We start from the raw sequence: 26,046 nt of genomic DNA, 5'->3' as shown, positions 1-26,046 counted from the left end.
ATGACTTTTGCTGATGAAAGAGAAACAATAGCCACGTCAAATTTATCAATGCTGGCAGGCACTTCGCGCCGGGATTGCCCATACTATAACTATCGATGGGGATCACCTCATCTGTAGCACCTGAATAAGAGAGCAAACATGGGCCAGATTGCCCCACGCCGCCGCAGGATGCGTGCAAAACAAATGGTATCCCGGCTGCAGACCTGGCTGGCCGCACGCAGGCTACAGCAAACTGCCGGAGAGGAGGAAACCCCAATGGCTTCAGACACGTCATCCCGCCTGCCGACATGGCTTCAGCGTATCTGGCATTTTACCGACCATATTCGCTGGATGGATCCGCTGCCTGCGCCGCACCGTCGTGGCATTGTGGCGGCACTGCTGGTGATGCTGGTGGCGTTTCTCTGGCCCACCAGTACCCTGCGCTATCCGGTCGAGCAGTCTTCGCCTTCTGCGGAGAAAGAGGTGCCGATGCAGGCGGATATTTATGATAACAACCGTGCCCGTCAGCCTTCATCCTCAGCGTCTCAGCAGACGCCAAAAGCTGATTCTCAGGGCGAATGGCGCAATATGACCATTGCGTCGGGTCAGACGCTGGCGCAGCTGTTTCGTGACAACAGTCTGCCGGTCAATGATGTGTTTGCGATGGCGCGGGTGGAAGGCAGTGACCAGCCGCTCAGCTCACTGAAAAGTGGTCAGCAGGTGAAAATCCGTCAGGATGCGCAGGGTGTGGTAACCGGTCTGACCGTTGATGGCGCAAATGGCCCGGTGCTGTTTACGCGTCAGCCAGATGGCAGCTTTATTCGCGCGCAGTAAGGCCAACAGCAGTTTATTGAAAGGCATAAAAACAAAAACGCCGGCACAAGGCCGGCGTTGATGTCGTGCTCAGTTAATAAAATTAACCAGCAACAACTTTCACGTTCAGTTTAGCGAAGACTTCGCTGTGAACCTGGAAGCTTACTTCATGCTCACCGGTAGTGCGCAGAACGCCGTTCGGCAGACGAACTTCGCTCTTAGCGACTTCAACGCCAGCTGCAGTAACTGCATCAGCGATGTCGCGGGTACCGATTGAACCGAACAGTTTACCTTCATCGCCCGCTTTAGACGTGATGGTTACAGTGCCCAGTGCATTGATTTTCTCAGCGCGTGCAGTTGCTGCAGACTGAACGTCAGCCAGTTTGGCTTCCAGTTCAGCACGGCGTGCTTCGAAGAACTCAACGTTTTTCTTGGTAGCAGGAACAGCTTTGCCCTGTGGTACCAGGAAGTTACGAGCATAGCCCGCTTTAACGTTAACCTGATCACCCAGGGTGCCAAGGTTTGCTACTTTATCAAGCAGAATAACTTGCATTACCTTATCCTCTTAAAGTCGTTAATGGACAGTTGCCGATTACTGATGACGATCAGTGTACGGCAGCAGAGACAGGTAACGCGCACGCTTGATGCAGCGAGCCAACTGACGCTGGTATTTTGCACGAGTACCGGTGATACGGCTCGGGACAATTTTACCGCTTTCGGTAATGTAGTTTTTCAACGTTGCGATGTCTTTGTAATCGATCTCAACAACGCCTTCCGCGGTGAAACGGCAGAACTTGCGACGACGGAAATAACGTGCCATTAGGCTAGTCTCCAGAATCTATCAATTCAATCTGCTCGGCATGGAACACCACTTTGCTCTGGCCATTTCGTGCCTGATGGCAACTAATGAAACCGTCGAGTGTGAGTTGCGTGCCGACCGTTATATGTTGAGTAATCACCTGATGGGCGCTGCCGCTAATAATAACAGGCATACGACACCAGGCTTGCCGGTGAAACCCGGCCTCCTCCTGCACTGAGCGGTGCTCAAGCACAAACTGACAGTGAGGAATTCCTGACGGGCTAACTCTTCGAACCGGTGTCTTGCACACAGTGCCAGACAGGCGAAGTCGATTGACCGTCACGATGGATTACTCTTCAGAATCCCCAGCATCTGACTCATCAGCGGATTCGTTAGCAAAATCTTCGCGACGATCACGACGCTCATCTTTCGCTTTAACCATCGGTGATGCTTCAGTTACCGCGTTTTTAACGCGCATAACCATGCTACGGATAACGGCGTCGTTGAAGCGGAAGTTCGTTTCCAGCTCATCGATCGCTTCCTGCGGCGCTTCAACGTTCATCAGAACGTAATGCGCTTTGTGCAGTTTATTGATCGGGTAAGCCAGCTGACGGCGGCCCCAGTCTTCCAGACGGTGAATCGTGCCTTCAGCACCAGTGATAGCACCAGTGTAACGCTCGATCATGCCAGGAACCTGTTCGCTCTGGTCAGGATGAACCATAAATACGATTTCGTAATGACGCATCGAAATTGCTCCTTACGGATTATTCAGCCTCCTGTCGGGGTCAACCGCGGCCCATGGAAGCAAGGAACGTTATAGGCTGTGTCCCACAAAGGTTCGCAGTGACGAGCGTTTGTGGGACACAGCCTGAGAATGCGGCTGAAAAATTGACGCGTAATCATACCGGCGAAGGTGCCTGAACTCAAGCGCACATTTAAACAAATCGCAGGCGTCGTGCCAGATATCGGGGCTTTTTGTGCTAATGACGTAAATACAGCAGGTTGGGCGGCGAAGGTTCAAAAATGCTGACAAAGAGGTTCAGGTGGATGATCTGGCGATAATTTACTCAGTCGCTAAACTGATTAGAGACGTCACGGTTCGCTTAGTGGCGTCACGCAGAGTGTGTTCCCTGAAGTGAGGAGTCGGGCATGAAAACGTTCGTCATCGCCACTTTACTGGGTCTCTTCCTGTCTCCACCCGCTCTTGCCAGCCATGCTGACTGTGCGCAGCAGATGAGAAGTCACAGCAGCGAAGCGGCATCGGGTTATGTTTACGTTAACCGGCTGGATACGCCGGAAAGAAACCCGGTTAATGCGCCTGCCAGCGCAGCAGAAAAAGCGTCTGCGTTCTGGTAAGTGCTGGTAACTTTACGGGCGGCAGAGTCCTTCTCCGCCCGTTCATTATTTATAACTGCTGTCTAAAAAAGCTGACCAGCGCCGTTAATGCAGAGGGCGTGATCTTATGCCCGATCTGTTTTTCCGACAGTGAGGTCAGATGCTGCGCCAGTCCATTGTCACGCAGCGCCCTCTCCAGCCGGACACTCTCCGCCCAGGGCACAACCTCATCCGCTTCGCCATGCCACAGCAGTAGCGGACGGTTAGCCAGTGCCTCCAGATGGTTGCAGGGATCATAGTCCGTCAGGGGAGCCATGCGGGCCGCAAACTGCGCTTTCTGCTCCGGCGTATCCGCCACCAGTGGTGGAAACAGCGATTCGCTCAGTTGCATAAAATAGCCCGATCCCATCATACAGGCGACGCTCTGGATCTGCGGATAACGCGCCATCGCGCCCAGTGCTGTCATGCCACCCATCGACGCACCCGCCACTGCGAAACGCCTGTCAGCGATCAGATTGTCTCTACGCAGCGCAGCCTCCAGCAATGGCAGCTCATCAATGTTCTGTTTCAGAATCTCCCAGAAGCGGCCCAGGCGTGCATTGGCATCACCGTGATAACGCGCGCCGTGCAGCTCCGCATCCGGCATCACCGCCCGAAACCCCGCCTGTGCCAGCGCCACGGCGAAATAGGCGTAGACCTCTTTTGATGAGGTAAAGCCGTGATACAACAGCACGGTTGGCAGTGGCTGATGCCGTTGTCCGGCAGGCGTGGCGTGCAGGCATTCGATACCGGCCAGTGTTTCTGTAGTGAGTTCAATCATGGTCTCTCCTGAGAGGCAGCAAGGCATGCCGATCAAGTCTGTGTTCTGCGGGTTGATTTGCGAAATCACCCGCTCCGCTTAGCTGTCTAACTTCTCCCTAAACTTTTCCCGCACTCTGCCGTTGATCGTGTACTCCCTTAACTTGATCAAAGGTAATTTATGAAGCGTCTCTCTCTCAGCGGACTGAGTCTCGGAGTTAAGCTGTCTGTACTGACGTCTCTCAGCGTTGCACTGCTGTTGCTGGTGCTGACACTGACTCAAAGCCACAACGCCTCGCGCCAGCTGGAAAATCTCGCCATCGATGACATGCACAACCAGGTGCAGGGCATCAGTGAAATGGCCACTATGTTTAATGCCACCCTCACCGAAGAGGTGGCTCACTATACCGATCTGTTTACCAGCTTCCTGCCTAAGCGCTTTAGCCTGGATGAAAGCTCGCGGGTGCAGGTCGGTGCCTTTTCGACGCCAGTGCTGCGTGCCGGGTTGAAAACACTGAATCTCGATCAAACTGCCGTAGACGATTTCACCGAGCGCACCGCCGCCGTGGCGACCATTTTCGTGCGCGATGGCGATGACTTTGTCCGTGTTTCAACCTCGCTGAAAAAAGAGGATGGCAGTCGCGCAATCGGTACGCAGCTTGACCGCACCGGGGCGGCCTGGAAACGTGTTCACCAGGGCGAAGTCTACCGCGGGCTGGCGACGCTGTTCGGCCATCGCTATATCACACAGTATCAGCCGATAAAAGATGAGAGCGGTAAAGTCGTTGCCATTCTGTTCGTCGGTGTGGGTATTGATAAACAGTATGCGCTGATGCGAGAAAAAATCCTGGCGCGTAAGCTGGGTGATAGCGGTCATTTCTTCGTGCTCAACGGCACGCCCGGTAAAACGCAGGGAGCGTATCTGTTCGATCAGCACGACGAAGGAAAACGCCCCGACTGGGATGATGCAACGCTGAAACCGCTGCTGACGGAGCCGAAAGGTATGCAGCAGGTGGAGATCAATGGTGAGATGCAGATTCTGGCCTGGGAGCAATTGCCGGACTGGAACTGGGTGATTACCGGCGAAGTTAACCGCGACAGCCTGCTTGCACCCATTACGCATAGCCGTAACCTGTTCCTGATTACCGGACTGGTTCTGGTAATCGTCTTTGCGCTGGGCTTTGTCTGGTACAGCCGTCGGGCGATTACCCGTCCGCTGCAGCAGGTGATTCATCTGGCGGAGCAGTATGCCGCCGGCAACCTGCAGGTCCATATGGATACGCTTCGTCGCGACGAAGTTGGCCAGCTGATCATTGCAATTAACGGCATTGGCGATGGCCTGGAGAAAATTGTCGGCCAGGTGCGCGGTGCGGCGCAGGAGATCAGCGACGGCACGGACACCATCGCGGCCAGCAGCCATAACATCAGCGAGCAGATCGGGCGTCAGGCCAGCAGCGTCGAGCAGACCTCTGCCAGCATGGAGCAGTTTGGTGCCACGGTTGAACACACCGCCGAAAGCCTGCGTCAGGCGATGTCACTGGTGGCCGAAGCCAGCAATATCGTCAGTCACGGCAGCAAAACCGTGGTGCGCTCTGTCAATACCATGTCAGCAATTAAGGTTTCATCGCAAAGCATTGCGGATATCACGCATGTGATTGAGTCGATCGCCTTCCAGACCAATATCCTGGCGCTGAATGCTGCGGTTGAAGCGGCGCGTGCTGGCGAACAGGGCCGGGGTTTTGCCGTGGTAGCCGCCGAGGTGCGCGCGCTGGCTCAGCGTTCCGCGCAAGCCGCTAAAGAGATCGACGGACTGATTGCGACCTCTATCAGCAACGTGGCAGAGGGCCATCAGCTCTCTGAGCAGACGCGCGATGCAATGACCAACATTGTGACGCACATCGAGCAGGTGCAGGCACTGATGGGCGAGATCAACGTGGCGGCGCAGGAGCAGGCGGCAGGTATCGGTCAGGTTAATATTGCGATGAACCAGATCAGTCAGGCGACGCACCAGAACAGCGAACTGGTGGCACAGGCGGAAAACAGCGCGCAGAACCTGAGTGATAAAGGGCACCACCTGACCCAGCTGGTCAGCGTATTCAGCCTGAAATCCTGACGTCTTTCAGGGCGATGACGTACACTCATTGTCTCGTCCTGAAAAAGGGTTTTGCTATGCGTTCTGCTTATTTACTGGTGTTCAGCCTGCTGCTGGCAGGCTGTTCGGCGTTTGACACCACGCCAAAAGCCCCGCCTGCGCCGACTCAACAGGCACAGGAGATTTCACGGGCGCAGAGTGGCGGTTTGCCGAAGCTGGGCAATATTACCGTTAACGTACACGGCTCACCGGATGATGCCCAGCGTGCCGTTGCCGCCCAGGCCAATCAGGCCGGAGCCGCTTACTATCAGATCGTGATGGTGAGCGAAACGGTCATGCCGGGCTTCTGGTACGCCAGTGCGATTCTGTACGGCGCATCACCTGCCGCAGGCACGGTCCAGTAAACGATCGGTAATCGCGGCCTCAAGCGGGCGCGAGCCACGCTGGTCGAGCCACTGCTGGCACCATGCATCCGCCAGCGGAGGTTCGGCATATTTCAGTAGCTGTGCACCCATTGCCAGCAGCAGCAGCGTGCGGGTAACCTCACGCGCCTGCTCTTCAGGAACGTGGTTAAGCCTCAGACGCAGCTGACGCCAGCGCGTATCAAAATGGCGGTTACTCCCCTTCACTGCTTCAAATTCCTGACTTAGCATCGCGGTAACCTCTGCCTGACGGGCAAGCACGCGCAGCACATCAAGGCACATCACGTTGCCCGATCCTTCCCAGATGCTATTGACGGGCATGTCACGATAGAGGCGCGGGAGCTCACTGGCCTCGCAATAGCCGATCCCTCCCAGCACCTCCATCGACTCCGCAACGAACGGCGCACCCGCTTTGCAGATCTCATATTTTGCCGCGGGCGTAAACAGGCGGGCAAAGGTGACTTCATGCGGTTTTGCCGGCTGTGACCAGGCGCGCGCCAGCCGCATCAGCAGTGCAGTTTGCCCCTCCAGCTGCAATGCCTGCTGAGCCAGAACCTGACGCATCAGCGGCTGCTCCACCAGATTTTTCCCCATTACCTGACGCTGATGGGCATGCGAGACGGCTACCGAGAAAGCGCGGCGCATCTGACCGTGACTGCCAAGGGCGCAGTCGAAACGCGTCATGCCGCCCATCTTCAGGATCAGCCGCACGCCTTCGCCCTCCTCACCCAGCAGCCAGCCAGTCGCGTCGCGAAACTCCACTTCACAGCTGGCATTGGAACGATTACCCAGCTTATCTTTTAGCCGCTCCAGCTGGATGGCATTGCGTGACCCATCGGGTAACAGCCGCGGCAGGAAGAAACAGCTTAATCCGGCAGGCGTCTGAGCCAGCACCAGATGCGCATCACTCTGTGGCACGGAGAAAAACCATTTATGGCCCGTCAGGCGGTAGGCTTCACCTGCGCCACGCGCGCCCAGCGGTTCAGCGTGGGTGGTGCTGGTGAGCAGATCGCTGCCGCCCTGCTTTTCCGTCATACCCATTCCGATTAGCAGACCCCGCTTCTGGTCGCCGGGCTGTGCATGGGTGTCGTAGCGATCGCTGAGCAGCGGATCGAGCCAGCCTTCAAAGGCGGCCGGCAGATAAGTCTGTAGCAGGGGAATGGCCGCGTGTGTCATGGTCACCGGGCAGAGCGTGCCCGCCTCAACCTGCGCATGCAGAATAAAGCGCGCAGCGCGCGCCACGCTGGCCTGTTCACGAACCGTGGGCTGCCAGCTCAGGTTGTGCAGGCGACTGGCGCAGACACCCTGCATCAGCAGATGCCAGGCGGGATGGAAACGAACTTCATCCATGCGTTCGCCACGGGCGTCGTAGCGCAGCAGTTCAGGCGGCTCAGCATTGGCGAGTCGGCCCAGCTCCAGAGACTCGGCGCTGCCCAGCTGACGACCTACCGATGCCAGCCATTCCCGATCCCATCCGGCACCTTCGCGTGACAGTGCCTCGCCAAGCGGCGTATCAGACAGAAACAGATTGCTGTTGCTCAGAGGATGAGGCTGATTAAAAACAGTGTGTGTTGTCCAGGTCATAACGGCTCCTCGCGGATGTCACTCAGTAAGTATACCCGTCGTCTTTCAGGCTGCATGTTTGTTGGCTGCGTTCGCTCACCCGAATCACTTACTCATGTAAGCTCATCGGGATTCGTTCTCTTGCCGCCTCAATGCAACCCGAAATTCTTTGGGTATATACGAATGACGTGCAGTTATGCCTGGTACAGAAACTAATTTGTGGCGAGGATCACATCGGGGATCAGGCGTTGCGCTGACGCACCGCTTCAAACAGGCAGACGCCGGTGGCGACCGAGACATTCAACGAAGAAACGCTGCCCGCCATCGGAATGCTGATCAGCTCATCGCAATGCTCACGGGTCAGACGACGCATGCCTTCCCCTTCTGCGCCCATCACCAGCGCCATCGGGCCGGTCATTTTGCTCTGGAAGACGGTATGGTCCGCTTCACCTGCGGTGCCAACGACCCAGATGTTATATTCCTGCAGCAGACGCAGAGTACGCGCCAGGTTGGTCACGCGGATCAACGGCACATTCTCTGCCGCGCCACTGGCCACTTTTTTGGCGGTGGCGTTCAGGGGAGCGGAACGATCTTTTGGCACGATGATGGCGTGAACACCGGCAGCATCAGCGCTGCGCAGGCAGGCACCCAGGTTATGGGGATCGGTGACACCGTCCAGCACCAGCAGGAACGGTTTGTCCAGGCTCTGCAGCAGATCCGGCAGATCGCCTTCCTGATACTGACGGCCCGGTTTCACCCGGGCTACGATACCCTGATGCACACCGCCTTCAACCTGGCTGTCGAGCCACTTGCGCTCGGCCAGCTGAATAACAATCCCCTGAGCTTCCAGCGCGGCGACCACGGGTTGCAGGCGACGGTCGTCGCGGCCTTTGAGGATAAAGACTTCCTGGAAACGTTGTGGGTCACGTTCCAGCAACGCCTGCACGGCATGGATACCAAAAATAATTTCGCTCATCGATCTGCTCAGTGTTTGGAAATGAATAAATGACCGCCCTTTCTCAGGAGAAAGGGCGGGTGCGCGCATCAGTCAGGCTGCGCCTTTTTTCTGGCGCGCTTCGCCCGGGTGGCGGCGGCGATTTTACGGGTTTTTTCCGAGACATTTTTACTTTTATTCGCGGAATCCGCAGCGGCGGGCTTGCCTTTATCACCCCGGAACGCAGAATCCGGCTCGAAGTTAGACTTCCTGCTCGCATTGCGACGGCGTTTCGTTGGGGCGTTATCGTCACGTTTTGCCCGGTCACGCGCGGTTTTACCTTCACCACGGACCTGACGCTGGCTGGAGATCAGAGCAAAGTCGATTTTACGCTCGTCCATGTGGACCGCTTCAACACGCACTTCAACCGTGTCACCCAGACGATAGGTGCGACCGCCCGATTCACCAATCAGACGCTGACCAACCGGATCGAAACGGTAGTAATCGTTGTCGAGCGTTGAAACGTGCACCAGACCGTCGATGAACAAATCGCTTAAGCGGACAAAGAAGCCAAATCCGGTGACGCTGGAGATGACGCCGTTGAAGACATTGCCAACCTGATCCTGCATAAAGTCACACTTGAGCCAGTCCGCGACGTCGCGGGTCGCTTCATCCGCACGGCGCTCGGTCAGGGAGCAGTGCAGACCCAGCTGCAGCATCTCCGGCATCTCGTAGTGATAGCCGCCGGTTGCCGTAGTGAGATCTTTGGCATTTTTATCTTTAGGCATCAGGTACTTGATGGCACGTTGAACCAGTCCCTTGCCTTCACCCTGCTCTTTCGCCAGCAGATACTTGATAGCGCGGTGCAGCGTCAGATCCGGGTAGCGGCGAATCGGCGAAGTAAAGTGCGCATAGGACGAGAGTGCCAGACCAAAGTGACCGCGGTTTTCCGGATCGTAAACGGCCTGCTTCATCGAACGCAGCAGCATGGTTTGCAGCATTTCCGCATCAGGACGATCGGCAACCTGCTTCAGCAGCGCTGCATAATCAACCGGCTGCGGTTTATTGCCGCCAGGCAGCGTCAGTCCCAGCTCATTAAGCACGGTACGGAAGCTCTTGATGCTCTCGTCGGTCGGGCGATCGTGATCGCGGAACAGTGCCGGTTCCTGATTTTTCTCAACGAAGCGTGCCGAGGCGATGTTCGCCAGGATCATGCACTCTTCAATCAGTTTGTGGGCGTCATTACGTGATGCACGCTCAACACGTTCAATACGGCGCTCGGCGTTGAAGATGAACTTCGCCTCTTCCGTTTCAAACGAGATTCCGCCACGCTCTTCACGGGCAGCTTCCAGCGCATGATAGAGGTTATTCAGCTCTTCGAGGTCTTTGACCAGCGGTGCATACTGCTGACGCAGCTCTTTGTCGCCCTGCAGGATGTTCCAGACTTTGTTATAGGTCAGACGCGCATGGGAATTCATTACCGCTTCGTAGTGCTTAAAGCCTGTCAGCTTGCCCTTGGTCGAAATGGTCATCTCGCACACCATACAGAGACGATCGACCTGCGGGTTAAGCGAACATAAGCCATTCGACAGTACTTCGGGCAGCATCGGAACAACCTGCGACGGGAAGTAAACTGAGGTGCCGCGCTGATGCGCTTCGTCATCCAGTGGCGTGCCAGGACGGACGTAGTAACTCACGTCGGCAATCGCCACCCACAGACGCCATCCGCCACCGCGCTTCTTCTCACAGTAGACAGCATCATCAAAGTCACGGGCATCTTCACCATCGATGGTGACCAGCGGCAGTTTACGCAGATCGACGCGGCCTTTTTTGGCCTCTTCCGGCACTTCTTCTTTCAGCTTACTGATCTGCGCTTCCACTTCTGGCGGCCAGGTGTGCGGAATTTCATGGGTACGCAGCGCCATATCTACGGCCAGGCTGGTGCCCATATCATCGCCCAGAATCTCTGCAATTTTACCGATCGCCTTGCTGCGACGGTTCGGACGCTGGACCAGCTCAACCACCACCACGGAACCCATACGGGCATTCATCGTCTCTTCAGGCGGGATGAGAATATCAAAACTCAGGCGACTGTCGTCCGGTACCACAAAACCTGCGCCAGCGTCGGTAAAGTAACGGCCAACGATCTGATTGTTGCGGGGTTCCTGCACGCGAACCACACGCGCTTCGCGGCGGCCTTTGCGATCGGCACCCAGCGGCTGCGCCAGGATCACGTCACCGTGCATACAGAATTTCATCTGTTCTGCGGAGAGGTAAAGGTCATCTTTCTGGCCTTCTGCCCGCAGGAAGCCGTAGCCATCACGATGGCCAATGACTTTACCGCGCAGGAGATCAAGGCGTTCTGGCAGGGCATAACACTGACGGCGGGTGAACACCAGCTGACCATCACGCTCCATAGCGCGAAGGCGGCGACGCAGTGCCTCAAGGTGCTCTTCTTCCTGCAGATTCATCTCTTCAGCCAGCTCTTCACGGCTGGCCGGTTTTTCACGTTTTTCTAGCAGAGCCAGAATAAATTCACGGCTCGGAATAGGGTTTTCGTATTTTTCAGCTTCTCTATCCTGAAATGGATCTTTTGACATAGCGGTTCCTCCGATGTCATTTAATATTTATTGCCACTGGCGATCTGGACAAGATGATCTCATAAAGTGGTGTATTGCCTTCGACCAGGTCTGCCAGGGTATAGTTATCCAGCTCCTGCAAAAATCGCTGCACTGCATCATGTAATGCCTGCTTCAGACGACAGGCTGGCGTGATGGAACAGGAGGCGCAGTCAACCAGTTGTAGTGGCTCCATCTTACGTACCACGTCGCCAATGACAATCTGGCGCGCTGGCATACCCAAACGAATGCCGCCGTTTTTACCACGCGTGGCGGCGACATAGCCCGCCCGGCTCAGCTGATTGATGATTTTGACCATATGATTGCGGGACAAACCATAGGTGTTTGTCACTTCCGTAATATTGGTCTGCTGACCTTCTGGCAACGATGCCAGATAAATCAGGGCGCGTAAGCCATAATCAGTAAAACTCGTGAGCTGCACAGTAACCTCGGTGAACCTTCAGGCGTGGCATTAGGTTATTCGCCTTACGATTGATGTCAGGATTGAATCGGATCGCCATTCGATTAACTACGATGATAAACCAGAGTCTGATCAGCCGTGCGTTTTTTTAAGCCAGCACAAGGTTTGACAAGCGAAGGGAGATTAAGTGGCATCTGAGAGTGGAAAAACAAGGGCCGGACAGTGTCCGGCCTGAATGATTATGCGTCAAACGGGTCGCGCAGAATCATCGTTTCACTACGATCGGGACCGGTTGAGATGATATCAATCGGCACACCTGTTACCTCTTCAACACGCTTGATGTAATCACGCGCGGCCTGAGGCAAACCTTCCAGCGTCTTCACGCCAAACGTTGTCTCGCTCCAGCCTGGCAGGGTCTCGTAAACCGGCTCAATGCCTTCCCAGTTCTCTGCCGCCAGTGGCGTGGTGGTCACTTCGCGACCATCAGGCATACGGTAAGCCACACAGATTTTCACCTCTTTCAGGCCATCCAGCACGTCCAGCTTGGTCATGCAGAAACCTGACAGGGAGTTGATCTGAACCGCGCGGCGAACCGCTACTGCATCCAGCCAGCCGGTACGGCGGCGGCGACCGGTGGTCGCACCAAACTCATTACCCTGCGCACAGAGGAATTCGCCGGTTTCGTCGAACAGTTCGGTCGGGAACGGGCCTGCACCAACGCGGGTTGAGTAAGCTTTCACAATACCCAGAACGTAGTCGACATAACGCGGACCAATGCCTGAACCGGTTGCAACACCACCTGCGGTCGTGTTGGATGAGGTCACGTACGGATAAGTCCCGTGATCGATATCCAGCAGCGTACCCTGCGCACCTTCAAACATAATCAGATCGCCACGCTTACGCGCGACATCCAGCAGTTCAGAGACGTCAACCACCATGCCAGTCAGGATGTCAGCGACTTCCATCACATCGCTCAGCACTTTATCGAAGTCGACTGCCGGCTCTTTGTAATACTCCACCAGCTGGAAGTTGTAGAAATCGACGACTTCTTTCAGTTTGGCGGCAAATGTTTCTTTATTAAACAGGTCGCTGACGCGCAGTGCACGGCGGGCAACTTTATCTTCATAAGCAGGACCGATGCCACGGCCAGTCGTACCAATCGCTTTGGCACCACGGGCACGTTCACGCGCCATATCCATCGCAACATGATATTGCAGGATCAGCGGACAGGCTTCAGAAATCAGCAGACGCTCGCGTACCGGAATTCCGCGCGCTTCCAGGCCTTTCATCTCTTTCATTAAGGCTTCAGGAGAGAGCACTACGCCGTTACCAATGATGCTGGTCACGTTATCGCGCAGAATGCCAGAAGGGATCAGGTGGAGGACGGTTTTTTCACCGTTGATGACAAGCGTGTGGCCCGCATTGTGGCCGCCTTGATAACGCACAACGTAATTCGCGCGCTCAGTCAGAAGGTCTACAATCTTACCTTTACCTTCGTCACCCCATTGGGTGCCCAGTACGACGACGTTCTTACCCATTTCTCAAAATCACCGATTGCTTAAAAAAGGATTCTACCATCTGATCCTATGCTTTTCAGCACTTTTAGCATACGATTGCGCGCTTTTTTGCCTGCGTTTTGATCACTACAACATATTGGGGATAACGGCGCAAAGAGGCACAATTTAGCCGATCTTCTCCCGGTTTACAGGTTGCCGTGCAGACTCAGCATGCAATAGATCACCATGCCAGCCACCACCAGTCCACCACCAAATCGGTGCAGCAGGCGATCGGGTAAACGGCTCATCGTCAGGATCATGCGTCGCCAGGCGCGTGGCATAAACATCGGTCCCAACCCTTCCAGCACTAATACCAGCGCCAGTGCCATCCAGATGCTCGTTTTCATTCTGATACCCAAAAAAAAGGCCGACAACATTGTCGGCCTACAGGTTATATCAGTTCTTAACGTGTCGCGTTAGAGGGCGCCTTCATATATCGGAAGAAGTCGCTATCCGGACTTAACACCATCACATCCTGATTTTCACTGAAGCTGTTTTCATAGGCGCGCAGGCTACGAATGAAAGCGTAGAAGTCAGGATCTTTGCTGAACGCATCGGCAAACAACCGCGCCGTTTCCGCATCACCATCACCACGTGTAATCAGCGCTTCACGCTGGGCTTCAGCCAGAGTACGTGTCACCTGATAATCGGCCTGAGCACGCAGTTTTTCAGCCTCTTCCTGACCCTGCGAACGCTGGCTACGCGCTACCGCTTCACGCTCGGCACGCATACGGTTGAAGATCGCATCGGAAACCTCAGTCGGCAGGTTGATCTGCTTGATGCGCACATCCATCACCTGAATACCTAATGCCGCCATACTGTTCGGATTGGGTGCCGGCTCGCTGCTGTTGGTTTCACGCTCTACACGAGCCGCTGCACTGGCAATAGCGTCATCGGCCGCAGGCGTTGCGATTTCATCATCGCTGCCAGCAGAACCGGTGTTCAGCGCATCACGGACATCCGTCGTCAGGCGACCACGAGAGTCCGTTACGATATCTTTCACATCCAGACGGCCCATTTCAGAACGCAAGCGGTCACTGAACTTACGTTTCAGCAGCACTTCCGCCTGAGAGACATCGCCGCCGCCGGTAGCCAGGTAGTAGCGACTGAAGTCGCTAATACGCCACTTGATGTAAGAGTCGACGATCAGATCTTTCTTCTCTTTAGTGACGAAGCGATCGGCCTGGTTATCCATGGTCTGAATGCGCGCATCCAGCGTTTTAACCGTTTCCAGGAATGGGATCTTGAAATGCAGGCCCGGCGCAAACACCTGCGGTTTGTTTTCACCATCGCGCAGGACTTTGCCGAAGCGCAGAACAATGCCTCGCTCCCCTTCCTGCACCACAAACAGCGACGCATAGAGCGCCACCAGCACGACAATGATCAAAAATACTATTGGCTTACGCATCGATTACTCTCTCCCTTCGCGCTGGCTGTCGCTGCGCTGAGCATTGGCCCGGCGCTGATCCATGATGTTGTCCGGACTGTATGACGACGTGTCATTGCGGCTGGCGCCGCGATCGGAGATAGCCGGCAGCGAAGAACTGTTACTGCCCTTCTGACCGCTCTGGCCCGGTGCAGCCTGGGTGCCACGCATCAGTTGATCCAGCGGCAGCACCATCAGGTTATTACCCCGATCGTTAACCAGGACTTTGCGGGTATGGCTCAGCACACGTTCCATCGTCTCGATATAAAGACGCTCTTTGGTGATTTCAGGCGCGGCTTTATATTCCGGCAGAATCTTGGCAAAGCGCGCCACTTCACCCTGCGCTTCCAGAACGGTACGCTCTTTGTATGCACGCGCCTCTTCCAGAATACGTTGCGCACGGCCGTTAGCTCGAGGCTGAACTTCGTTGGCGTAAGCTTCTGCTTCACGGACGTACTGCTCACGGTTTTCGCGTGCCGCAATCGCGTCATCAAAGGCAGACTTCACTTCTTCCGGCGGACGGGCAGCCTGGAAGTTAACGTCCACAACCGCGACGCCCATGTTGTAAGGACGAATCGTCTCATCGATTTCACGCTGGGTTTCGCTACGCACCACGGTACGGCCTTCAGTCAGAATGCGGTCCATGGTGGAACGACCAATCACGCCGCGCAGCGCGCTGTCAGTTGCCTGACGCAGGCTGTCGTCCGCGCTGGTGACTGCATAAAGATAACGTTCCGGATCGGTCACGCGATACTGCACGTTCATTTCGACACGCACAACGTTCTCGTCCGAGGTCAGCATGACACCTGAAGCCGCCAGTTCACGTACTGATTCAACGTTAACCGCACGAACCTGATCAATGAATGTAGGTTTCCAGTTCAGGCCCGGTTCGACCAGGTGACTGAACTTACCGAAACGCGTCACTACGCCACGCTCCGCTTCTTTGATGGTGTAGAAACCGCTTGCAGCCCAGATGACTACAGCAGCAACAGCCACGATGCCAACAATTTTGCCACCGCTGCCGGAGCCGCGTTGACCGCTGTCGCTCTGTTTGCCACCGCCCAGTCCACCAAGCTTCTTGCTCAGCTTACGGAAGATATCATCCAGATCAGGAGGCCCGGATTCCCGTCCTCCCTTATTTCCCCCAGAGTTGCCGCCTTGATTATTGCTGCTTCCCCACGGGTCGCGGTCCTGTCCGTTATTTCCGGGCTGATTCCACGCCATGTCTCTACTCCATTTATTGTAATTACGGTTTTTACCCTTCATCTTTCGGATTGCAGCGATGTTGGCTGCCTTCGCTCACCCCGGTCACTTACAGCAGTAAGCACCCAGGGATTCACTCAGTTGCCGCCTTGCTGAAATCCGAAATACCCGGGTAAATCCTGCGTATCTGGCCTGCAACGAAAATGCGACAATCTTCAATTTTGAGGTAAGTGCGTCGGGCAATATCAAACGATGTAACTGGTCAGCGACGGTTCCTGCTTACATAAACGCATCCATTCAATGATGGGCATACGTATCTGCAATCCTACACTGCCGTCTTCTTCATTCCACTCTTTCTCAATCGCCTGCAACTGATAGAAACGGCTACGAAGTCGCCCCGCTTCCGGTGGCAGACGTAACGCATGCTGGGCAATTTCACCCGCCAGACGTTCAGAGAGCGCCTGCCATAGCAGCGGAATACCCACACCGGTCTGAGCGGAGAGCCAGACGCGAATGGGCAGATTCTCTTCGTTACGATCGATACGCGGTTCAAAACCGTCAAGCATATCGATTTTATTCATTACCAGTAACGTCGGGATTTCATCCGCTTCAATCTCTTCCAGTACGGCATCAACAGCGGCGATATTTTCTGTCACGCGCAGGTCCGCGCCATCAATCACGTGCATTAACAGCGTCGCCTGACGCGTCTCCTGCAGTGTGGCTTTAAAAGCGGCAACCAGATCGTGAGGAAGATGGCGAATAAAGCCGACCGTGTCTGCCAGCACCACATCTCCGACATCGGCAACATTCAGGCGGCGCAGTGTGGGATCAAGGGTCGCAAACAGCTGGTCTGCGGCAAAGACGTTGGCAGAAGTCATGGCGTTAAAGAGGGTCGACTTGCCGGCGTTGGTATAACCCACCAGCGAAACCGTTGGCACATCCGCTTTGGCACGAGACTGACGTCCCTGCTCACGCTGTTTTTCAACCCGCTCAAGACGAGACAAAATCTGACTGATTCGTCCGCGCAGCAGTCGTCGGTCTGTTTCTAACTGTGTTTCACCCGGACCACGCAAACCGATCCCGCCTTTCTGGCGTTCAAGGTGAGTCCAGCCACGTACCAGACGTGTCGCAAGATGGCGTAACTGTGCCAGCTCAACCTGCAATTTACCTTCGTGGGTACGTGCACGCTGGGCGAAGATATCCAGAATTAAACCAGTGCGATCTATGACGCGGCATTCGCACAGGCGCTCGAGGTTTCTTTCCTGAGCGGGCGTGAGGGCATGATCGAATAACACGACCGATGCTCCAGTTGTTTTTACCGCATCGGCAATTTCAACGGCCTTTCCTTCACCGACAAAATACTTGGGGTGCGGCGCTTTACGGCTGCCAGTAACCACTTGCAGCGCCTCAACGCCAGCAGAAGAAACCAGGGTTTCAAACTCCTGTAAATCTTCTACTTCTTTGTCTTGGGAGAACCAGATGTGTACCAGTACGGCCTGCTCACCGGCTTCATAACGGTCAAACAAGCTATAACCTCGCTAAATAAAGACCAGGACGGAAAACGTTTGTCTTCCGTGCCTGGCTGTACGATGACGCGTTATTCTGCGCTATCACCGTCTTGTTGTGGCTGTGGCTGCGCAGTTGTGTTGCTGCCGCCCTGATGATAATTGTTGCTGCCGCCGCCGGTATTATTGCTATGGTGAGAAACCGGGCGCGAAGGAACAACGGTAGAAATGGCATGCTTATAAACCATCTGACTTACCGTGTTTTTCAACAAAATGACGAACTGATCAAATGACTCGATCTGACCCTGCAGCTTAATACCGTTAACCAGATAAATCGAAACCGGAACACGTTCACGACGCAGTGCGTTCAAAAACGGGTCTTGTAATGATTGCCCCTTAGCCATTCTATCTTTTCCTTATATGCTTGTTGTTTGTTGCTAGTAGAACCTATGGTTCGAAAAATACTGCGTAAAAATTTGCGCACGATAACCCATCAATTGTACACAATCACCCATGCTTCGCACTAAGAACCTGTAACACTGTATCAAGCGCCAGCCGGGGCTCGTCACTGTCAAGCCAGTGAACATTTTCCCAACCGCGTAACCAGGTTATCTGTCGCTTAGCAAGTTGCCGGGTCGCGCAAATTCCCCGATAAACCATTTCGCTGTGATCGATTTCGCCCGATAAATAAGACCACATCTGACGATAGCCAACACAACGAATGGAAGGCATGTCCGTATGCAAATCACCTCGTGCAAACAGGGCCCGAGCCTCCGCTTCAAATCCTGACGCTAACATCTGCTCAAAACGCAACGCGATGCGCTGGTGCAGCAATTCGCGGCTCGCGGGGGCGATGGCAAACTGTTGCACGTCGTAGGGTAACGCTTCACCGGATGTTTTTGTCAGTTCCGTTAAAGTTTTACCCGAAATAAAAAAAACTTCCAGTGCTCGCGAAAGTCTCTGCGGATCATTCGGATGAATACGACTGCCGGCAACCGGGTCGATTTCACACAGCTGGCGGTGTAAAGCATCCCAGCCTTTTTCACGCGCCGTTTGCTCTATCCGCTGACGAACATCAGGATCGGCCGAGGGCAACGGCGACAATCCTTCAAGTAACGCCTTGAAGTAGAGCATGGTTCCACCAACAAGCAACGGTATTCGTCCGGCTGCAACGATTTCCGCCATTTCTGCTAAAGCATCCCGCCGGAACTCCGCTGCCGAATAGGCTTCTGCGGGATCGCGGATGTCGAGCAGACGATGGGGCGCCACTGCTAACTCTTCAGCCGACGGTTTCGCCGTACCAATATCCATCTGACGATAAATAAGGGCAGAATCAACGCTGATAAGTTCCACGGGTAAGTGCTTACGCAACTCAATCGCTAAAGCGGTCTTACCCGAAGCTGTAGGTCCCATCAAAAAAATAGCCTTTGGCCGGCCAGCCTGGTTTAATTCACTCATGCTTCAACGCGTTGACCGCGCTCTCAATCTCTATGGGCTGTAATAAGCCTGAAGGCGGCGATTTCAGCAGCTGTGGGCAAAGCCGTTCAAGCTCTGCCAGCAGGTTGATCGCCTGTGAGTGATTCCAGTCGGAGGACGCTGTTTCCTGACGCTGCGCCAGCCACTGGGCCAGTTGCGTCGCAGTGTTCTCCTGCTGCCGGGCGAGATAGCCTAACAGCTCAGGAATCAAGATTTGTAAATTTTGTGTTCGTAACGGTAAAGGCACCGCGCGCAGCGTCACGTGGTCACCATCGATCTGAAGATCAATACCCATCTGATTGAGCAGACTACTGTTTTCTTTTGCTGCCTGTCGTTCACCTGGCGCAATTTTCAGCCTGACCGGAATCAGTAGCGGCTGCGGCTTAAGCCCCTCTTCACCCGGTTCAAGCTGAGCCAGTTTCAGCCAGCGTGCCGCAACCGGCAGCGACATCAGCATTAATGTCTGGTCCTGCTCCAGCAGCGCAAAGTGATTGTGCAAAATCGTCAGCACCCGGCCAAAACTCTGGGCATGGGGGGCCAGCGGCGAGGGTTTCGCGGCCGGACGCGGTGCTGGCTCGCGGGCGCTCAGCGGCGGTGTGGTGCCGGAGGAGGGGGGGCCGGAAGGGGTTTTCAGCAGTTGCTGATAAACCGCGCCTTCGCGTTGACGATAAACATTCTCTTTGTTTTGCCAGACAGGCGGAGTTTCACGCGCGGACGAGGGTTTTGTCTCACTGGCAGACGCTGCAGGCTGCGCAAAATGATTTCCCCCGGCCGCCTGACGGTTTTCAGGCTGCCAGCGTGGCGCGGGTTCTTCGGCCTGCAGCGCGGGTAAGGTGGGTGCCGCCATCGCCTGAAGCGCGCTGACCACGCCCTGATAAATAAAGTCATGTACCAGACGTGACTGGTGAAAACGTACTTCATGCTTGGCCGGGTGAACGTTGACATCCACCTGATGCGGATCGATCTCCAGATAAAGCACGTAAGCGGGCTGCTGGTCATCCTGAAGCTGTGTCTGGAATGCCTGACGGATAGCATGATTGATCAGCTTGTCGCGCATCATCCGGCCATTGACGTAGCAATACTGCAGATCGGTGACCTGTCGCGACCCTGCGGGATCGGCGACCCAGCCACGCAGCGAGAGGTCATCATGTTGCCAGTCAATTCGCAGCGCATGCTGCATAAAGGTGGTGCCGCAGATTGCCGCCAGTCGCCGTTCACGCTGACTCTCCTCACTGACAGCACGGTACTGACGCATCATTTTACCGTTGTGACTTAATGATATCGCCACGTCAAAACGTGCCAGCGCAATACGACGAATCACTTCGTCGATATGGCCGAATTCGGTTTTCTCCGTGCGCATAAACTTGCGGCGTGCCGGGGTGTTATAAAAAAGATCCAGCACTTCCAGCGTGGTGCCGCAGGGATGCGCTGCCGGTTTAACTGTCACCGTCATGTCACGCCCTTCCGCATAGGCCTGCCAGGCTTCAGTTTGATCGGCGGTACGTGAGGTTAAGGTCAGGCGGGAGACCGAACTAATGCTGGCCAGCGCTTCACCGCGAAAGCCCAGACTCATAATCGCTTCCAGGTCATCCAGTGAGGCTATTTTGCTGGTAGCGTGCCGGGCCAGCGCCATCGACAGCTCAGCTTTAACGATGCCGCAGCCGTTGTCACGGATCCGGATAAGCTTTGCGCCACCCTTTTCAATATCAACTTCAATGCGCGTAGCGCCAGCATCCAGACTGTTCTCCACCAGCTCTTTGACCACCGATGCAGGACGCTCAACGACTTCACCCGCCGCAATCTGGTTAGCCAGTTGTGGCGGTAAAATTTGAATCGGCATGGTTTTCCTTTTAACTGGTAGCCCGGCGCAGCGGCCGGGCAAGCAATCAGGATGCAGGAATTTTCAGGTTCTGCCCCAACATGACGTTGGTCGACTTGAGATTATTAGTCTGCATTATCGCTTTCGGGCTGACGCCGTAATGTGCGGCAATGCCAGTCAGCGAATCACCGACCACCACTTTATGGCGTACTACACCGCGTGGTGCCGCGCGCGCAGTTCGACTGGCCACTGCACTGGCCGGGACTTTTAATCGCTGTCCGACCCACACCACATCACGCTTCAGCGCGTTCATCCCACGCAGCGTGTCCATGCTGACACCATACTTTGCGGCAATGCCGGAAAGTGTCTCCCCGCGCGTCACCGTATGACGCTGTGTCACACCGGTGTATTGCGGTACACCGGTCGCCGGATTACTGGCTACGCTGACCGCTGGCGACGAGCCCAGCGGCCGGTTTTCCTCCTTTGGGATGGATTGTAGCGGGTGCGCCAGGAAATAAGTGCGCAGACCTCTGTAGATCGACTGCGCAATCTTATCCTGGTGTGCGCTACTGCCAAGCAGTCGCTCCTCCGAGGAATTACTGATAAAGCCGGTTTCCACCAGCAAAGAAGGGATATCTGGCGAACGCAGCACGCCCAGGCTGGCATGCTCAGGCAGACGTTTATGCAGCGACGTTACGCTGCGTAGCTGCTGTAACACTTTCTGGGCGATGTCATAACCCACGCGCTGCGAGTGACCAAACTGCAGGTCCAGTACCGCCTGGCTGAGGTAAGGATCGGCCTGACTGTTGGCCAGCAGGTCACCTGCGCCGCCCAGCAGCTCAGACTGTTTCTCTTTCTGCTCCAGCCAGTTAGCCATCTCGTTATTTGCGCGACGGTTGGATAATACCCAGACCGATGCGCCAGTCGCCGCATGGCTCGGCGCGGCGTCAGCGTGAATTGACACCAGCACGTTGGCATTGGCTTTACGCGCGACATCAGAGCGGCCCATGACCGAGATAAAATAGTCGCCATCACGCGTCAGCACGCCTTTGAACATCGGATCATTGTTTAGCAACACTCGCAGTTTGCGGGCAATGGCGATTGTGACGTTCTTCTCTTTCAACCCGCGCTGCCCGATAGCGCCCGGATCCTGACCGCCATGTCCGGCATCAATCGCCACAATCACGGTGTCATTCTGGCTGACCGCACGACCTGGACGTACGGTGCTGGCCGTGCTGGTCACTGAGGTCACTGGATTGGAATTAAATGGGTTAACCGCGTCGGCACTCTGTGTCGGCACAGGTCTCGGGGCCGTGACCGGCGCAGGCGCACTGCGCGTAATAGCAGGCGCCTTACCGGTAATGGTGAAGACCACGCTATAGCTATTGCCATTGCGCTGGGTGACCGCTCGGGTTTTACCCGCCTGCGTCAGTTCAAACACCAGCCGCACACTCTGTTTATCTTTAGGGGTGCTGGTACGAATCCGCTTTACGATATTTTCGCCGCTGAAATTGAGTGGCAGTCCCTGAACCACGCCGCTTTGGTTAACATCAAGCACCACACGATTCGGGTTGTGCAGTGAGAAAAAGGCATAGGCAGGCTGTCCTGCAAAGTTCAGGGTGATGGTGGCCTGACTGTCGCCATTGGCCACTTTGATATCTGACAGAGTAGCGGCAAAAAGAGGCGTACAGACCAGCAGCAGCAGTGTTACCAGCGCTATTTTCATCCGTGACATCATGTCTTATCCCTGCTCTGATCAAACAGTTCCAGCCATTTCTGGCCCGATGCCGACTGTGCCGTCAGCTCTGCCTCACGCGCTTCGCCCACGTAGCGCAGCGTTAACGTAAGGTCGGGCGAGGGCAGAAAACCGGCACCCTGCTGCGGCCATTCCACCAGACAGATGGCATCGCCACTGAAGTAGTCACGGATGCCCATGAACTCAAGCTCTTCAGGATCGGCAAGTCGATAAAGGTCGAAATGATAGAGCGTATGGTTGTTAAGCGAGTAAGGCTCAACCAACGTATAAGTGGGGCTTTTGACGTTGCCCTGATGGCCCAGCGCCTGCAGAAAGCCGCGGCTGAAGGTGGTTTTACCCGCCCCCAGATCGCCATAGAGATAAATGACTGCCGCGCTGCCACAGGCGCGCGCCAGTTGAGCGCCCAAATCGAGCGTAGCCGCCTCATCGGGCAAAGAAATAACACAGGTCTTCATGCTTCTTTATTCATCTCAGGATTAACAAATTGCCACAGCAGATCCAGTAAATCAGTTGCCAGCATACCGCGTGTTCCGCGTTCTGCAGCCACCGCATCGGCCGCTGCACCATGTGCCACGCAGCCAGCGCAGGCTGCATCAAACAGCGTGAGTTTCTGACCCACCAGCGAGGCGATAATTCCACTCAGGAGATCGCCCATACCACCAGAAGCCATGCCGGCGTTGCCCACATCCGCAAAGGCCAGTTCGCCCCGCTCACTGGCAATGATCGTGCCGGCACCTTTCAGAACCACTACGCCACCATAATGCTGCGCCAATGTCTGCGCTGCATGTAAGCGGTCACTCTCAATTTCACTGGTCTCGATATTCAGTAAACGCGCCGCTTCTCCAGGATGCGGCGTAATAATGCGATTCTGACGTTTCTCCGCACTGATTGCCAGCAGGTTAAGCGCATCCGCGTCCCAAAGCATCGGCTTTTCACTACGCGCGACCTGCTCCAGCGCCCGCTTGCCCCATTCACGCTGACCCAGACCAGGCCCAATCGCAATAACATCGGCCCACTCCAGCGCCTCAGTCAGCCGTTCATCGGTCAGCTCATCGACCATAACTTCGGGCCGGGCGGTAAGAATCGGAATGATATTATCTTTGTGAGTAAGTACTCGCACTAATCCGCTGCCGCTGCGTAGCGCGGCTTCTGCGGTCATTCGTACCGCGCCCGCGGTACCGGCATCGCCCCCGACGACCAGCAGCCGCCCATGACTGCCCTTGTGCGAGGTCGGCTTACGCGGTTTTAGCCAGCGGGTTAATGCACTGGCGTCATAACGCGCGATGGGCGCCGCTTCGCCCGCCAGAAAGGTGGCCAGGCCGAGATCGGCATAGCAGAGTTGTCCGATGTAGTCTCGCGCCTTGCCGGTGATCTGACCCGGTTTCAGTGCGACCATACTCAGCGTATGGCTGGCATTAATCACCTCACCAGGTGCGGTGCCGTTGCGGGCGGATAAGCCGGAAGGCATATCAATGGCGAGTATGGGTGCAGCGTGGGCGTTGGCCCGCTGGATAAGTGAGGCATAGGGTTTCCCGGGCGCACGATTACAGCCGGTTCCCAGCAGCGCATCAACTATCACATCCACCCGCTCTGGCCAGGCGGCATCGGCCGCATGAATTTCACCGCCCGCATCCAGCCATGCCTCCCGCGCGCGCTGCGCCTCTTCCGGCAACGCTTTTTCACTTTCGCACGCCAGCAGCGTAACGGTTTTCCCAGCCGCCTGCCCCAGTCGCGCCACAACATAACCGTCACCACCGTTGTTGCCGTGACCGCACAGAATCAGCCAGTGGCTGGCATCAGGCCAGTTCGCATTCAGATGGTCATAAGCAGACTGCCCGGCTCGCAGCATGAGCTCATACAGGGTAATTCCGAGTTCATCGGCGCCCTGTTGCTCAAGCGTTGGCACAGCCTGCGCAGGCCAGACAGAATATGGTAAACTACGGCTGTTTTTCTTCGAATCCTGGTCACTCATGTCATACCCTCTCGATCTTCATCAACTCGCACAACAGATTAAACAATGGGGATTGGATCTCGGCTTTCAGCAGGTCGGCATCACCGACACCGATCTCAGCGCAGAAGAGCCGCGCCTGCAGGCGTGGCTGGACAAACAATATCAAGGCGAGATGGCGTGGATGGCGCGACACGGCATGATGCGGGCGCGTCCTCATGAACTGCTACCCGGCACGCTGCGTGTCATCAGCGTTCGCATGAACTACCTTCCGGCCAAAGCCGCCTTTGCCAGCACGCTGAAAAATCCTCAATTGGGCTATGTCAGCCGTTATGCACTCGGTCGTGATTACCACAAAGTATTGCGCAATCGACTGAAAAAGCTCGGAGAAATGATCCAGCAGCATTGTGGCGAGCTGAATTTTCGACCGTTCGTGGATTCGGCGCCGCTGCTTGAGCGCCCACTGGCGGCTAAAGCAGGACTGGGGTGGACGGGCAAACATTCTCTGATTCTGAATCGGGAAGCGGGCTCGTGGTTTTTCCTCGGCGAACTGCTCATCGATATTCCGCTACCGTCAGATGCCCCGCAGGAGGAGCAGTGTGGTCGCTGTGTCGCCTGCATGACCATCTGCCCCACCAGCGCTATCGTTGAGCCTTACGTCGTCGATGCCCGTCGCTGTATCTCCTATCTCACCATTGAGCTGGAAGGGGCTATCCCGGAAGAGTTTCGTCCGCTGATGGGCAACCGGATTTATGGCTGCGACGACTGCCAGCTGATCTGTCCGTGGAATCGCTATGGACAACTTAGTGACGAAAGCGATTTTTCACCGCGAGCGGCGTTACATGCACCGGAACTGATCGATCTGTTTCAGTGGGATGAGGCGAAGTTTTTACGCATAACAGAAGGCTCAGCGATTCGTCGCATTGGTCATTTACGCTGGCTGCGTAACATCGCTGTCGCGCTGGGCAATGCGCCCTGGTCACCCGAAATTATTCAGATTCTGGAGCAACGATTGGGTGAGAGTGAACTACTGGATGAACACATTCTGTGGGCAATCGCACAGCAGCAGCAGAAACGCGAGCAAATCGTGGTTGAAGTGCAGCCTGCCCAGCAGAAGCGGCTGGTTCGTGCAGTAGAGAAGGGATTACCGCGTGATGCGTGATTGTACAGCCCGATCGTGAATTATCGTTTTCCACATGCTGTGAATAAAAATAAAAAGCTGTTGTCATTCAAATGCAATAACACTGATTTCGCTGCGAAATAACACATTGAAATATCTTCATTTATCTAAATATCAATAACTTATGTAAAAGTTGTGTTTATTTGATAATGAGGCTATCGTTTCGGTTAAAGCACAAAGCTGTGGATAACTCTGTTCAAAAACAATTTACAGATCGCCGTAAAGGGCGCAGATGATGGGATGCAGTGTTGTGGATAACCTTCAGGAAAAAATCAAAACCCCGCGGCGTAAAACAGCCGGAAAACGGACTGAAACAGGGTGATGTAAATCTGGAGCGGGAAACGAGACTCGAACTCGCGACCCCGACCTTGGCAAGGTCGTGCTCTACCAACTGAGCTATTCC

At 55.3% G+C, this 26,046-nt stretch carries 25 protein-coding genes; 5 read left to right on the top strand and 20 right to left on the bottom strand.

The genetic code is table 11. The features are described 5' to 3' along the window. Positions 1 to 138: 138 nt before the first annotated feature. The gene (locus Q7C21_RS21050) at positions 139 to 813 is read left to right on the top strand and encodes an OapA family protein (protein WP_164913074.1); all 675 of its coding nucleotides are present in this window, start codon (positions 139 to 141) and stop codon (positions 811 to 813) included. A gap of 82 nt (positions 814 to 895) precedes the next feature. Here the strand turns inward: Q7C21_RS21050 and rplI are convergent, their stop codons facing one another. The 4 genes from rplI to rpsF are packed head-to-tail and all read right to left on the bottom strand — an operon-like array spanning position 896 to position 2,336. Beyond that, positions 896 to 1,345 (bottom strand): 50S ribosomal protein L9, encoded by a 450-nt coding sequence (rplI, locus tag Q7C21_RS21045; protein WP_003855506.1) that lies wholly within the window; start codon positions 1,343 to 1,345, stop codon positions 896 to 898. Positions 1,346 to 1,384: 39 nt separating this feature from the next. Beyond that, positions 1,385 to 1,612: a 30S ribosomal protein S18 gene (gene rpsR / locus Q7C21_RS21040; protein ID WP_002210155.1), complete on the bottom strand. Its 228-nt coding sequence runs from the start codon at positions 1,610 to 1,612 to the stop codon at positions 1,385 to 1,387. Between the two features lie 4 nt (positions 1,613 to 1,616). After that, a complete protein-coding gene (gene priB / locus Q7C21_RS21035; RefSeq protein ID WP_010256154.1) occupies positions 1,617 to 1,934 on the bottom strand; it encodes a primosomal replication protein N in 318 nt (105 codons plus the stop codon). 6 nt (positions 1,935 to 1,940) lie between these two features. Continuing rightward, complete coding sequence (gene rpsF / locus Q7C21_RS21030; protein ID WP_003855334.1) at positions 1,941 to 2,336, bottom strand: 30S ribosomal protein S6; 396 nt, start codon at positions 2,334 to 2,336, stop codon at positions 1,941 to 1,943. A gap of 404 nt (positions 2,337 to 2,740) precedes the next feature. Here rpsF and Q7C21_RS21025 point away from each other — a divergent pair, with 404 nt between their 5' ends. Further along, positions 2,741 to 2,947: a hypothetical protein gene (locus tag Q7C21_RS21025; protein WP_003855333.1), complete on the top strand. Its 207-nt coding sequence runs from the start codon at positions 2,741 to 2,743 to the stop codon at positions 2,945 to 2,947. 49 nt (positions 2,948 to 2,996) lie between these two features. Here the strand turns inward: Q7C21_RS21025 and yjfP are convergent, their stop codons facing one another. After that, complete coding sequence (gene yjfP, locus Q7C21_RS21020; protein WP_187513279.1) at positions 2,997 to 3,746, bottom strand: esterase; 750 nt, start codon at positions 3,744 to 3,746, stop codon at positions 2,997 to 2,999. A gap of 159 nt (positions 3,747 to 3,905) precedes the next feature. Here yjfP and Q7C21_RS21015 point away from each other — a divergent pair, with 159 nt between their 5' ends. Both Q7C21_RS21015 and bsmA read left to right on the top strand, forming a co-directional pair. Continuing rightward, positions 3,906 to 5,837 carry a methyl-accepting chemotaxis protein gene (locus Q7C21_RS21015; protein ID WP_008925792.1) on the top strand — a complete coding sequence of 644 codons (1,932 nt, stop codon included), beginning with the start codon at positions 3,906 to 3,908 and terminating at the stop codon, positions 5,835 to 5,837. Between the two features lie 56 nt (positions 5,838 to 5,893). Next, complete coding sequence (gene bsmA, locus Q7C21_RS21010; protein WP_003855330.1) at positions 5,894 to 6,220, top strand: biofilm peroxide resistance protein BsmA; 327 nt, start codon at positions 5,894 to 5,896, stop codon at positions 6,218 to 6,220. Here bsmA and Q7C21_RS21005 read toward each other — a convergent pair. The 15 genes from Q7C21_RS21005 to nnr all read right to left on the bottom strand — a co-directional run bounded on the left by Q7C21_RS21005 (position 6,194) and on the right by nnr (position 24,487). Beyond that, positions 6,194 to 7,822, bottom strand: a complete 1,629-nt coding sequence (locus tag Q7C21_RS21005) for an isovaleryl-CoA dehydrogenase (RefSeq protein WP_039659428.1) — start codon at positions 7,820 to 7,822, stop codon at positions 6,194 to 6,196. The genes bsmA and Q7C21_RS21005 overlap by 27 nt on opposite strands. A 220-nt stretch (positions 7,823 to 8,042) precedes the next feature. Continuing rightward, complete coding sequence (rlmB, locus tag Q7C21_RS21000; protein WP_003855328.1) at positions 8,043 to 8,777, bottom strand: 23S rRNA (guanosine(2251)-2'-O)-methyltransferase RlmB; 735 nt, start codon at positions 8,775 to 8,777, stop codon at positions 8,043 to 8,045. Between the two features lie 68 nt (positions 8,778 to 8,845). Further along, entirely contained in the window at positions 8,846 to 11,335 is a 2,490-nt protein-coding gene (gene rnr / locus Q7C21_RS20995; RefSeq protein WP_039659429.1) for a ribonuclease R, read from the bottom strand. A gap of 16 nt (positions 11,336 to 11,351) precedes the next feature. After that, entirely contained in the window at positions 11,352 to 11,795 is a 444-nt protein-coding gene (gene nsrR / locus Q7C21_RS20990; RefSeq protein ID WP_003855325.1) for a nitric oxide-sensing transcriptional repressor NsrR, read from the bottom strand. 218 nt (positions 11,796 to 12,013) lie between these two features. Next, entirely contained in the window at positions 12,014 to 13,312 is a 1,299-nt protein-coding gene (locus Q7C21_RS20985; RefSeq protein ID WP_008925795.1) for an adenylosuccinate synthase, read from the bottom strand. A 164-nt stretch (positions 13,313 to 13,476) separates the two neighbouring features. Beyond that, the gene (locus Q7C21_RS20980) at positions 13,477 to 13,677 is read right to left on the bottom strand and encodes a DUF2065 domain-containing protein (RefSeq protein WP_033743145.1); all 201 of its coding nucleotides are present in this window, start codon (positions 13,675 to 13,677) and stop codon (positions 13,477 to 13,479) included. A 56-nt stretch (positions 13,678 to 13,733) separates the two neighbouring features. Then, positions 13,734 to 14,738, bottom strand: coding sequence for a protease modulator HflC (hflC, locus tag Q7C21_RS20975; protein ID WP_003855319.1), 1,005 nt, complete (start codon positions 14,736 to 14,738; stop codon positions 13,734 to 13,736). A 3-nt stretch (positions 14,739 to 14,741) separates the two neighbouring features. After that, positions 14,742 to 15,980: an FtsH protease activity modulator HflK gene (hflK, locus tag Q7C21_RS20970; protein WP_003855318.1), complete on the bottom strand. Its 1,239-nt coding sequence runs from the start codon at positions 15,978 to 15,980 to the stop codon at positions 14,742 to 14,744. Positions 15,981 to 16,204: 224 nt separating this feature from the next. Next, positions 16,205 to 17,485 carry a ribosome rescue GTPase HflX gene (gene hflX, locus Q7C21_RS20965; protein WP_003855317.1) on the bottom strand — a complete coding sequence of 427 codons (1,281 nt, stop codon included), beginning with the start codon at positions 17,483 to 17,485 and terminating at the stop codon, positions 16,205 to 16,207. A 71-nt stretch (positions 17,486 to 17,556) separates the two neighbouring features. Continuing rightward, positions 17,557 to 17,868, bottom strand: coding sequence for an RNA chaperone Hfq (gene hfq / locus Q7C21_RS20960; protein WP_182630137.1), 312 nt, complete (start codon positions 17,866 to 17,868; stop codon positions 17,557 to 17,559). A gap of 103 nt (positions 17,869 to 17,971) precedes the next feature. Continuing rightward, the gene (gene miaA / locus Q7C21_RS20955; RefSeq protein WP_033743148.1) at positions 17,972 to 18,922 is read right to left on the bottom strand and encodes a tRNA (adenosine(37)-N6)-dimethylallyltransferase MiaA; all 951 of its coding nucleotides are present in this window, start codon (positions 18,920 to 18,922) and stop codon (positions 17,972 to 17,974) included. Then, positions 18,915 to 20,780, bottom strand: coding sequence for a DNA mismatch repair endonuclease MutL (mutL, locus tag Q7C21_RS20950; protein WP_375151076.1), 1,866 nt, complete (start codon positions 20,778 to 20,780; stop codon positions 18,915 to 18,917). The genes miaA and mutL overlap by 8 nt, the downstream gene beginning before the upstream one ends. A 46-nt stretch (positions 20,781 to 20,826) precedes the next feature. Next, positions 20,827 to 22,497, bottom strand: coding sequence for an N-acetylmuramoyl-L-alanine amidase AmiB (amiB, locus tag Q7C21_RS20945; RefSeq protein ID WP_003855309.1), 1,671 nt, complete (start codon positions 22,495 to 22,497; stop codon positions 20,827 to 20,829). Then, a complete protein-coding gene (gene tsaE / locus Q7C21_RS20940; protein ID WP_003855306.1) occupies positions 22,494 to 22,970 on the bottom strand; it encodes a tRNA (adenosine(37)-N6)-threonylcarbamoyltransferase complex ATPase subunit type 1 TsaE in 477 nt (158 codons plus the stop codon). The genes amiB and tsaE overlap by 4 nt, the downstream gene beginning before the upstream one ends. After that, positions 22,967 to 24,487, bottom strand: a complete 1,521-nt coding sequence (gene nnr / locus Q7C21_RS20935; RefSeq protein WP_003855303.1) for a bifunctional ADP-dependent NAD(P)H-hydrate dehydratase/NAD(P)H-hydrate epimerase — start codon at positions 24,485 to 24,487, stop codon at positions 22,967 to 22,969. The genes tsaE and nnr overlap by 4 nt, the downstream gene beginning before the upstream one ends. Here nnr and queG point away from each other — a divergent pair. Continuing rightward, positions 24,486 to 25,625: a tRNA epoxyqueuosine(34) reductase QueG gene (gene queG, locus Q7C21_RS20930; RefSeq protein WP_033763336.1), complete on the top strand. Its 1,140-nt coding sequence runs from the start codon at positions 24,486 to 24,488 to the stop codon at positions 25,623 to 25,625. The two genes, nnr and queG, sit on opposite strands and share 2 nt — an antisense overlap. Positions 25,626 to 26,046: the final 421 nt, after the last annotated feature.

It is taken from the genome of Pantoea sp. ANP04, from assembly GCF_041982285.1.
Taxonomy (GTDB): Bacteria; Pseudomonadota; Gammaproteobacteria; order Enterobacterales; family Enterobacteriaceae; genus Pantoea; species Pantoea eucalypti.
This window is presented reverse-complemented; position numbering and strand designations above follow the sequence as displayed.

Bases quoted from the DNA above. Each gene is read 5' to 3' on its own strand.
- Q7C21_RS21025 (WP_003855333.1), top strand. From the start codon at position 2,741: ATGAAAACGTTCGTCATCGCCACTTTACTGGGTCTCTTCCTGTCTCCA.
- yjfP (WP_187513279.1), bottom strand. From the start codon at position 3,746: ATGATTGAACTCACTACAGAAACACTGGCCGGTATCGAATGCCTGCAC.
- Q7C21_RS20980 (WP_033743145.1), bottom strand. From the start codon at position 13,677: ATGAAAACGAGCATCTGGATGGCACTGGCGCTGGTATTAGTGCTGGAA.
- Q7C21_RS20985 (WP_008925795.1), bottom strand. From the start codon at position 13,312: ATGGGTAAGAACGTCGTCGTACTGGGCACCCAATGGGGTGACGAAGGT.
- hflC (WP_003855319.1), bottom strand. From the start codon at position 14,738: ATGCGTAAGCCAATAGTATTTTTGATCATTGTCGTGCTGGTGGCGCTC.
- queG (WP_033763336.1), top strand. From the start codon at position 24,486: ATGTCATACCCTCTCGATCTTCATCAACTCGCACAACAGATTAAACAA.
- mutL (WP_375151076.1), bottom strand. From the start codon at position 20,780: ATGCCGATTCAAATTTTACCGCCACAACTGGCTAACCAGATTGCGGCG.
- rlmB (WP_003855328.1), bottom strand. From the start codon at position 8,777: ATGAGCGAAATTATTTTTGGTATCCATGCCGTGCAGGCGTTGCTGGAA.
- miaA (WP_033743148.1), bottom strand. From the start codon at position 18,922: ATGAGTGAATTAAACCAGGCTGGCCGGCCAAAGGCTATTTTTTTGATG.
- rpsR (WP_002210155.1), bottom strand. From the start codon at position 1,612: ATGGCACGTTATTTCCGTCGTCGCAAGTTCTGCCGTTTCACCGCGGAA.
- rplI (WP_003855506.1), bottom strand. From the start codon at position 1,345: ATGCAAGTTATTCTGCTTGATAAAGTAGCAAACCTTGGCACCCTGGGT.
- hflK (WP_003855318.1), bottom strand. From the start codon at position 15,980: ATGGCGTGGAATCAGCCCGGAAATAACGGACAGGACCGCGACCCGTGG.
- rnr (WP_039659429.1), bottom strand. From the start codon at position 11,335: ATGTCAAAAGATCCATTTCAGGATAGAGAAGCTGAAAAATACGAAAAC.
- Q7C21_RS21015 (WP_008925792.1), top strand. From the start codon at position 3,906: ATGAAGCGTCTCTCTCTCAGCGGACTGAGTCTCGGAGTTAAGCTGTCT.
- tsaE (WP_003855306.1), bottom strand. From the start codon at position 22,970: ATGAAGACCTGTGTTATTTCTTTGCCCGATGAGGCGGCTACGCTCGAT.
- Q7C21_RS21005 (WP_039659428.1), bottom strand. From the start codon at position 7,822: ATGACCTGGACAACACACACTGTTTTTAATCAGCCTCATCCTCTGAGC.
- bsmA (WP_003855330.1), top strand. From the start codon at position 5,894: ATGCGTTCTGCTTATTTACTGGTGTTCAGCCTGCTGCTGGCAGGCTGT.
- rpsF (WP_003855334.1), bottom strand. From the start codon at position 2,336: ATGCGTCATTACGAAATCGTATTTATGGTTCATCCTGACCAGAGCGAA.
- Q7C21_RS21050 (WP_164913074.1), top strand. From the start codon at position 139: ATGGGCCAGATTGCCCCACGCCGCCGCAGGATGCGTGCAAAACAAATG.
- nnr (WP_003855303.1), bottom strand. From the start codon at position 24,487: ATGAGTGACCAGGATTCGAAGAAAAACAGCCGTAGTTTACCATATTCT.
- hfq (WP_182630137.1), bottom strand. From the start codon at position 17,868: ATGGCTAAGGGGCAATCATTACAAGACCCGTTTTTGAACGCACTGCGT.
- amiB (WP_003855309.1), bottom strand. From the start codon at position 22,497: ATGATGTCACGGATGAAAATAGCGCTGGTAACACTGCTGCTGCTGGTC.